This is a genomic window from Synechococcus sp. BL107, assembly GCF_000153805.1.
Lineage (GTDB): Bacteria > Cyanobacteriota > Cyanobacteriia > PCC-6307 > Cyanobiaceae > Parasynechococcus.
The window spans coordinates 1-8546 of sequence record NZ_DS022298.1; the positions used below are offsets into that span (position 1 = coordinate 1).

6 protein-coding genes, 1 rRNA gene and 1 pseudogene are annotated in these 8546 nt (G+C 55.0%); 3 read left to right on the forward strand and 5 right to left on the reverse strand.

Going from position 1 to position 8546, the window contains the following annotated elements:
* From BL107_RS00005 to BL107_RS00025, 5 genes are all read right to left on the reverse strand, one after another.
* A 16S ribosomal RNA gene (locus BL107_RS00005) occupies nt 1–297 on the reverse strand; the annotation flags it as partial.
* A gap of 608 nt (nt 298–905) precedes the next feature.
* Complete coding sequence (locus BL107_RS00010) at nt 906–1709, reverse strand: inositol monophosphatase family protein (protein WP_009788190.1); 804 nt, start codon at nt 1707–1709, stop codon at nt 906–908.
* Nucleotides 1703–3448 (reverse strand): TolC family protein, encoded by a 1746-nt coding sequence (locus BL107_RS00015; RefSeq protein WP_071984251.1) that lies wholly within the window; start codon nt 3446–3448, stop codon nt 1703–1705. Before BL107_RS00015 ends, BL107_RS00010 begins: the two co-directional genes overlap by 7 nt.
* A gap of 66 nt (nt 3449–3514) precedes the next feature.
* Nucleotides 3515–4912, reverse strand: coding sequence for a TIGR03279 family radical SAM protein (locus tag BL107_RS00020; RefSeq protein WP_037987778.1), 1398 nt, complete (start codon nt 4910–4912; stop codon nt 3515–3517).
* Nucleotides 4913–4931: 19 nt separating this feature from the next.
* Nucleotides 4932–5783, reverse strand: coding sequence for an undecaprenyl-diphosphate phosphatase (locus BL107_RS00025; protein ID WP_009788193.1), 852 nt, complete (start codon nt 5781–5783; stop codon nt 4932–4934).
* Between the two features lie 87 nt (nt 5784–5870).
* Between BL107_RS00025 and BL107_RS00030 the strand changes: the two genes are divergently transcribed.
* The 3 genes and pseudogenes from BL107_RS00030 to nadB form a co-directional block, all read left to right on the forward strand.
* A complete protein-coding gene (locus BL107_RS00030) occupies nt 5871–6587 on the forward strand; it encodes a DUF3120 domain-containing protein (protein ID WP_009788194.1) in 717 nt (238 codons plus the stop codon).
* 112 nt (nt 6588–6699) lie between these two features.
* Nucleotides 6700–7107, forward strand: a complete 408-nt coding sequence (psbU, locus tag BL107_RS00035; RefSeq protein ID WP_009788195.1) for a photosystem II complex extrinsic protein PsbU — start codon at nt 6700–6702, stop codon at nt 7105–7107.
* A 69-nt stretch (nt 7108–7176) separates the two neighbouring features.
* Nucleotides 7177–8546, forward strand: a pseudogene (nadB, locus tag BL107_RS00040) (L-aspartate oxidase); the annotation flags it as partial.

Below are 8546 nucleotides of genomic sequence, written 5' to 3' on the forward strand. Positions count from 1 at the left end.
CGTGTCTCAGTCCCAGTGTGGCTGATCATCCTCTCAGACCAGCTACTGATCGATGCCGTGGTGAGCCATTACCTACACCAACTAGCTAATCAGACGCGAGCTCATCCTCAGGCGAAATTCATTTCACCTCGCGGCATATGGGGTATTAGCAGCCGTTTCCAGCTGTTATCCCCCTCCTGAGGGCAGATTCTCACGCGTTACTCACCCGTCCGCCACTAACCCGAAGGTTCGTTCGACTTGCATGTGTTAAGCACGCCGCCAGCGTTCATCCTGAGCCAGGATCAAACTCTCCGTTGTAGATCAACCCCTTTTGGCTTTCACCTCAGATTGACTTGCTTCACCCACACATAAGCACTGGCGTACTTACTGCAGTTGTCGCCACCTTGTCTTCTGACAGATCAAGGGTTCTTAAGAGTGCACTTCTGATTTCTCATCGTGACTTTCCAGGATCTCAGATCCGGTCGTTGCTCCACACTGCGCACACCGACAACTCAAAGGCTCGTGAAAACCTCCTTGTTGTAAGCGCAATGCTTCATTGCAACTTAAATTTTTTGACGGGACCTCACACCTTTATCGCAATTTCATTCGAATTCAAATCACATCTCTCGCGATGCAATCCAAACTCAAACGCGATAAAAGCGTCAGTTCCTAAACTTTTCAATTGTCCAGGTGCGATCAACTCAAACCATCTCCCTCTCGGAAGCAGTCGGCTGATCAACGCGGTCGTTTCCAACCGCTTTTGAAACTTACAACACCGTCGGATTTCTCCCGCGGCCCCGTAAGCCGACCTCAGAACATCTAAAGGCCTTCGCCTTCAGCGCTTCGGTCTTGCGCGCTCGCCTCTCGGCTCCCGCGCAAGACAAAAACATAACACCCCTCACTCCCCTCGCGCAACTGGTTGCGGTTCAGCCTTCCGACAACGCTTCACCCCATGGCAATAGGCGATTGAGTTGAGGCACGGAAGCAGCCGCCAACATCGGGAAGGGAGCCTGGGAAAGGTCCTGTCCTGGCTCCAAATGAGACGGATCCGCTCCAAACCAGCGAATCGGACAATCAAGCTCTTCCAATACAAGCCAGGCCGCCGCCAAATCCCAAATCCTGGGCGTCGCCTCCAAAGCACCGACGGTTTGTCCCATCGCCACACTGACGAGATTGAGACTGGCCACCCCCAACAAACGAATCTTGCCGGGGAAAGGTTGGTCTGGTTTCCGTTGCAAGACGCGAATCGAGCGACTGCATAACGACACACAAGCACTGTTCGCCGAGAGACGTGTTTCAGCGGTCAGCGCCTCCCCATTCCGAAAGGCACCGCGCCCCTTCAGAGCGACGATGCGTTGTCTCAGCGCTGGAACATCCAAAAACACCTCACTGGGACGACCATCGACAAAACGAGCAACGGAGATCGCCCAGTAGGGAATACCAGCCGCAAAATTGGTCGTGCCATCAAGCGGGTCAACGACCCAATAGGCACGGGAATCTGGAACGTGTTTTGAACCTTCTTCACTCAAAACCCCCTCACCTGGGGCAATCTCAGCCAGTCCTTCAACAAACGCAGCATCGCTCCAACGATCACAAGCGGTAATCAAGGTTCCATCCGCTTTTAGATCAGAGGAAATGTGTCCAAAATCTTGGCGCTGTCGTTGTGAAACGCGGTCGATCAACTGCTCTACAGCAGTCAGTTGATCAGCGGTGAGCTCCGCTGTCACCACAACGACCGTGTTGTATCAGGGGTATCGATGGGTGCTGTGGAGATCTCCATCGCGGGACAAACCGACTTCAACGGCGTGGGCTCAATCGGAATCGACGGTTCGTTGTCGACAGACTTGACGGAGGGCAACACAGGATTGCTGCAGGACACCAATGCATCTAAGCCGGTCCGACGTCGCAATTGGGCAAGGCTGGTGTTGTAGTCGCGAATCGCCCCGGCATAACGCAACTCGGCATTGGTGAGATCCCGCTGGTTGTTGACCACTTCCCTTTGGGTACTCACACCTGCTTGAACACGAAGCTGAGACAAGCGAAGAGATTCTCGAGCCGAAAGGACTTCACTCCCCGTGGTCTGAATGTTTTGGACAGCAGTTCGAAGCCCAAAGAAGCTTTGCTCCACCTCAAGGCGAATGGAATCACGTGCGCGCGCAAAGCGATAAGCACTCTCCTCAGCCGCTTGCTTGAAACGGCGGTACTCAGCGCGAGCTCTCCCTCCATCAAACAACCGCCAAGTTGCCCTTAAAGAAGTGGAATTCTGAACACTCCATACGTAGTCATCCATATCGATGTCCCCCAGGGACGTAATCCCACTTTGTCCCTCACGTCGGCTGGTACTGCTGGTATTGACGAAGCTGAGAACCGGCTGGACAGCAGCAAGTGAAGCATTGGCTTCGCTGTTATTGATCGAAATTTTTAACAACAGACTGTCGAGCTCCTCTCTGAAGTTGAAGGCGGCAACGATGCTTTCTTGCAACGAGGGTTGCCAGCTACCCAGGGGCCTGGCGGGTGTGGCTGCAGTTGGAGTGATGTCTTGGGGCAAATCCAACTTCGACGCCAAAAGCCGACGCGACGTGTCCTGATCGCCCAACTTTGAAGTGAGGATGTTGCGGTCTCTCGCCAATTGAGTTTCGGCTTCAAGAACTTCAAGCTTGGTATTCACACCGGCATTGAAACGAGCACGTGCATCTCTCAAGCTCACCAAGGAAGCACGAACCGATGCTTGGCCAATCCTGACGCCCTCGTCGGCTTCTTGGAGATTGAAGTAATCAGTGGACGTATTAAGCCGTAAATCTCGCAGAGCAATCGCATACGAATCACGAGCCTGCTCGTACTGATCACGGGCAGCAGCGATCTCAGGAACTCGCCTCGGATTAATAATGTCCCAACTCACCTGAAGACTGGCATTGACACGCCATTCCCGCCCGTACCGTTCGTTGTATCCGTCGCGGGTCTCGTTACGAATCTCGGGTGCACCGGTCAAAGGATTAATTGCACCGGTGTTTTTTTGAACCACCCGATCTGGAACAAAATCAGGGTTTTGGAAGGAATAGGACTTGAAATATTCGGGCAGACCACTGGCTGAGAGATCAATCTTGGGATACCAGGAAGAAATGGCTGCACGCAAGGACGATTTGGCTTGTTCGGTCTGACTGGCCGCAGCCTTCAACGTTGGACTGTTCACCTCAGCCAAAAGCAATGCATCCTCAAGAGTGAGAGGACGAAGCTCATGGATGCTCACTTGCTGATTTTGATCAGGCAGCGCAAGGCTTGGCGGAGCCGTCAACGGCAGGAGAGGCGGGGGCAGTTCAGTGGCTGCAGGAGCTACCGCACCATCTTTGATCCTTGGCCGCCCACCTTTGAGCTCAGGTGCTGCGGGCAACGTGGACTGATCAATTAGGGCGGATGCGGAGTCTTCAGATGAGCTGTGCTGCCCCAAAACCGGAGAGGCTCCGGTCGCCATCACTCCCGCAATCAACAACAAACTTGCGGGAAACCGGTGCACAGCACGTACAAAACTTTTTCGAGTTTAGATAGATTTTCCCTTCGAACTCAATACCGAGGCCACGATGTCAGCCGCCCCATGCACGACTCGAATCGGAACGGGAATCTGAGCCTGCACGGTCTCGAGTGTCATGTCGTCCAAGAACACCGGCTGGCCTTGGCGCAACATCACCGAGGGAAGCAACAGCTCATCACCCAAATCTTGTCCCATCAAGCCATCTAGAAGGTCTTGGCCCGTCAGTAAGCCCGTCACCACTTGGTCTTGTCCCCAATACGGGCTTGGCAAACCAAACAGCTGCAGGTTCACTCCGTCCACAGCATTGAGCCGCTGGGCGACCGGTTGCAAGGCGCTCTTCACGATGCTTCCCACCACCCAGCTGCAACGCCTGGAGCGGCTCACAGATTGGGGCAATTCATTGGAAGCTTCATCAAGAGCCTCCAGAAACGCACGAATGCTGCCAACGCCATTCTCCTGCTGCGGAAAATCCTCGTAATCGGCGCGAGGCGGCAGAGGTAATCCGGCCATTAAGTACCACTCATCCGACAGCCAGGCAAAGCGTGATCCAAGCAGGCTTTGAAACTCGGCCTGGATCTGTTCCACCTGAGCAATCACCGTGCGAGCACACCGGCCGTCTACTGGGATCAAACCATCCTGCTCGGGGCGAAACCGAGTTAACCCCACAGGCACCACAGCCGCGGACAAAACAGCTGGCCAATCTCCACTTGCAAAGCGAGCGAGATCGGAGAGAGTCCGCTCCAGGGCAGCTCCATCATTCAGCCCAGGACAAACGACAACCTGGGCATGAATTTGGAGGTCACGTTGATCAAACCAAGCGAGTTGATCCATCAACAATCCTGCGCGCTGATTCACAAGCAACCTTGAACGCAACGCCGGCTCGGTGGCATGAACAGATACGAAAAGCGGGGACAAACGCTGGTCTTCAATCCGCTGCCAATCCACATCCGTGAGGTTGGTCAGGGTTAAGTAGGAGCCATACAGAAAACTGAGCCGAAAGTCGTCATCTTTCAAATAGAGACTGTCGCGATGCCCTGGCGGCTGCTGATCGATAAAACAAAAAGGACAGTTGTTATTGCACTGACGGAGCCCGTCGAATAACGCTTCGGTAAAGGCCAAGCCAAGGCCGTCATCCGCGTCTTTTTCAAGGTCCACACTGTGCAACTCACCAGCAGTGTCGCGAACTTGAAGGCTGAGTTCTTCCTCAACGCAGAGATAGCGGTAGTCGATTAGGTCCCTTGGACGCACACCATTGATGCTGAGAAGTTGATCACCAGGTTCAAAACCCAGCTCCTCACCAATGGAGCCAGGTTCAACAGTCGCAACCACTGCGGGCTGTGGGTGCCGTGCCGAAGTCTTGGGATCCAGAGCCGCAATCGCGACTCCAGTGGATGGCTCATTCCACACAAGCCAGCATCAACTCCTTTCAGTTTGCGCTTTTAACCGCCCACCAGACCAAAAGTCCTGCACCGAACACCAATCGATATCCCACAAAAATCCACGTGCTGTTGCGTTGCAGGAAGCGCAGTAACCAGTCGATGGCCAGCCAAGACACCACTGCTGCTGAAAAAATTCCCACAAGGAGAGGCAGTGGACCAGCCCCTGAGCTGGTGCCCAAAGCACTTTTCAGCTCAACCAAACCGGCAATGGAAATCGCAGGGATGCCGAGCAGAAATGAAAAACGGGCTGCATCAGACCGTTTCCAACCATCAAACAACGACGCTGTAAGGGTGCTCCCTGACCGGGAAACACCTGGGATCAAAGCTAAGGCTTGGGCCAAGCCCACAACAAAACCGTCGCGTCCCGTGACACCTCCGAGCTGTTTCAGCCGTGAGCCCATGCGTTCAGCTAAAGCGAGAAACAGGGCCATCACGATTGAAACGATGGCAATAGAAGGAACACTACGCAGTGGGGAGCTGGCATAGCCCTCATGCCAGAACAACTTGATACCAAGCCCCAACACAAGGATGGGCAATGTTCCAATCAACATCGCCACACCCAAACGAGCGTCTGGTTCGCGCCACTGTCCATGACGGACAGCACGACTGATGCCTTTCAGCACCTGGGTTAAGTCGCGGCGAAAGTAAGCAACAACTGCCGCGACACTCCCAAGCTGAATCGCTGCCGTAACGGACACCCCAGGGTCGTCCCAACCCAAAAGCGCAGGAACAACTCTGAGATGAGCAGTACTACTAATCGGCAAAAACTCAGTGAGGCCTTGGACGATGCCGAGCACCAAGGCCTCGAGAAGACCCAGAGGAGCCGTGGTATCGATCATTCGGGATCAAACATTGAGGCGACCCTATGTCGGACACAGGCATCGAGAATGTCTTCTATGGTTTCGTGACTTTGTAACGAGGAGCACTTGGTCGGCGGCACCTGGCAATCCATAGCCTCCGACCGTCCTTGGTTCGTTTCGGTACCCAAGGCTGCCGCGGCCATGGTGGTGCTTCCAGTGTTCCTGCAAGCACCCTGGGTTCGCGTTCATCCTTTTTCCGCGACGCTCTTCACCGCTGTGCTGGTGACCATCGGCGTGGTTTTAAATCGCAGCGACGATCAACAAAAGGCTGATTGGGGCTCATTGTTTGTCGGCTTTAGCGGCAGTTGGCTTGCCGGTTGCGTGTTTTGGGGTTGGCTGAGGGCTCATCCTGTTTTGCACCTACCGGTGGAAGCTTTTGCTTTACCTCTTGCACTGGCTGGATTTGGAACACGATGGCGGCTGGCTTCCGCCTTTTATTTGTCTTCACTGGTTGGCACAGCCTTCACAGATTTGATGATGGCCATCACCGGGGTGATGCGCTTCTGGCCTGAGGTAGTGACGGCATCTTTAGATAAGGCCCCACAACTCCTGCACGAAGCCGGGCTCCATCTTCTTCATCCCCTACCGATCACAGCTCTGGCCTTAGCCGCCAGCGCCATTGTTTGGCTCGCGAACACATTGTCAAAACATGAAACGGCTGCTTTCAACAGCAACGAGACGCTGTCCATGTCTGCAGCCGTGCTGATGACAACCCTGTGGGTCGATGGTCTTTTTCTACTAGCCGCAGTCGTTCAACCAGGCCTGAGTGGACTGATCGAGTGAAACGAACTGCAAAACCTCTGGGTTTTGTCGAACTAGATCGGGAATGCGACTTGTAGTCTTTGCAAACCGGCATTGCCGGCCGTCCCGTTCCGTCCCCTGATCGAGAGTAGTGATGAAGCGGCTTCTGAGCTGGCTGACCGGCGCCCTAGTAATGGCAGGTTTGTTGTCAGGCCTTGTGATTCCATCCGCGGTTTATGCGGAGGAAGACCTTCTCGGGAAATATTCCGGCAGCGAAATCCGCAATGTTGTGGATGACAAGATTGCTGAACGAGAAGGCAAGGTGGACCTCAACAACTCCTCCGTACGCCGATTCCAGCAGTTTCCTGGGATGTATCCCACGATGGCTGGCAAAATCGTCCTCGGCGGCCCTTACAACAACGTTGACGACGTCTTAGAGCTTGACCTGAGCGAGCGTCAGAAAGAACTGTTCGCCAAGTACCGCGACAACTTCACTGTGACCCCGCCATCCATCGCCCTGAATGAAGGTGACGACAGGATTAACGACGGTCAGTACCGCTAGAACAAACGTTCAACACAGACTTGCTGTAATCGTTTGAACCGCCGGAATTATCGGCGGTTTTTTGCCTCCATGGACCAGCCCCGTCCGCTTGATCCCATTCCTCCAGGTCCTTGGGATGTTGTGGTCATTGGTGCAGGAGCAGCAGGCCTGATGACCTGCCTCGATCTACCGGCCGGTTTAAGAGTGTTGCTTCTGAACCGCAACACCGGACGTCGTTCCTCCAGCCGCTGGGCCCAAGGGGGGATTGCTGCGGTCACTCGACCTGAAGACAACGCCAGCAGCCACGCGGAGGACACCATTCATGCTGGAGCTGGCCTGTGCGATGGGGATGCCGTTCGGCTTCTCGTGGATGAGGCTCCCCATTGCGTCGAGCGACTGCAACGACTGGGAATGGCCTTTGACCGAGATGGGCCCAATCTCGCCACAACGCTTGAAGCTGCCCACAGCCATAAACGGGTCTTACACGTGCAAGACCAAACCGGACGCGCTCTCGTGGATGTGCTCCGGGAACGCGTCGAAGAACGGGAAGGATTGCTGCATCGCCGTGGTGTTCGAGTCACCAAGCTCACGGTGAAAAACGGAAGCTGCAGCGGCGTTCAAGTGCTCGATGGACAGCTGCTTTACACCGTGCAAGCACGAGCGGTGGTGCTGGCCAGTGGGGGCGGCGGACATCTCTTCGCCAACACCACCAATCCAGCCCAAGCGTGTGGTGAAGGAATTGCCTTGGCCTGGCAAGCCGGAGCAGCCGTCGAAGACCTCGAATTCGTTCAATTTCATCCCACCGCTTTACGTCTCGACGATGCCCCTTGTTTCCTGATTTCGGAAGCGGTCCGCGGGGAGGGTGGTGTTCTTGTCGATGACCTCGGTTGCAGCCCGGTGGCGCACCTTGCGCAGAGAGATCTTTCTCCCCGCGACCAAGTGAGTCGCGCCCTTGTGCAAGCAATGCAACGGCAGGGGGTGGGACAAATCTGGCTTGACTTCAGCGCGATTCCCCGGGAACAAGCCGAAGCGCGCTTCCCCACAATCCTGGACCGATGCAGTGAATTTGGGCTGAACCCCCTGGAACACCCCATCCCCGTTGCGCCTGCCGCCCACTACTGGATGGGGGGTATTGCCACCAATTTGCAAGCAGCGACCAATCTGCCAGGGCTCTTTGCTGTTGGCGAAGTGGCGTGCACAGGGCTCCACGGCGCCAATCGCCTCGCAAGCAACTCCCTGATGGAATGTTTGGTGTTTGCTCACCAACTCAAATCGATCGACCTCGAGCCGCAACAAACGGCGCTGAAACGATCAAACCCCAACAGCTGTGACTTGGATCTCAGCAGTGGAGAAAGCACAACTGGTCTGATGACAAGGATTGAACAACTCCCGGCAATTGTGCTGGCAAACCGCTGGTGTTGATCGCGTCGTGCAGGATTACGCCAGGCGCTTCGACAAGT

Excerpts from the sequence above, each read along its gene's own strand:
- psbU (WP_009788195.1), top strand. The coding sequence starts at position 6,700 with ATGAAGCGGCTTCTGAGCTGGCTGACCGGCGCCCTAGTAATGGCAGGT.
- BL107_RS00015 (WP_071984251.1), bottom strand. The coding sequence starts at position 3,448 with ATGGCGACCGGAGCCTCTCCGGTTTTGGGGCAGCACAGCTCATCTGAA.
- BL107_RS00025 (WP_009788193.1), bottom strand. The coding sequence starts at position 5,783 with ATGATCGATACCACGGCTCCTCTGGGTCTTCTCGAGGCCTTGGTGCTC.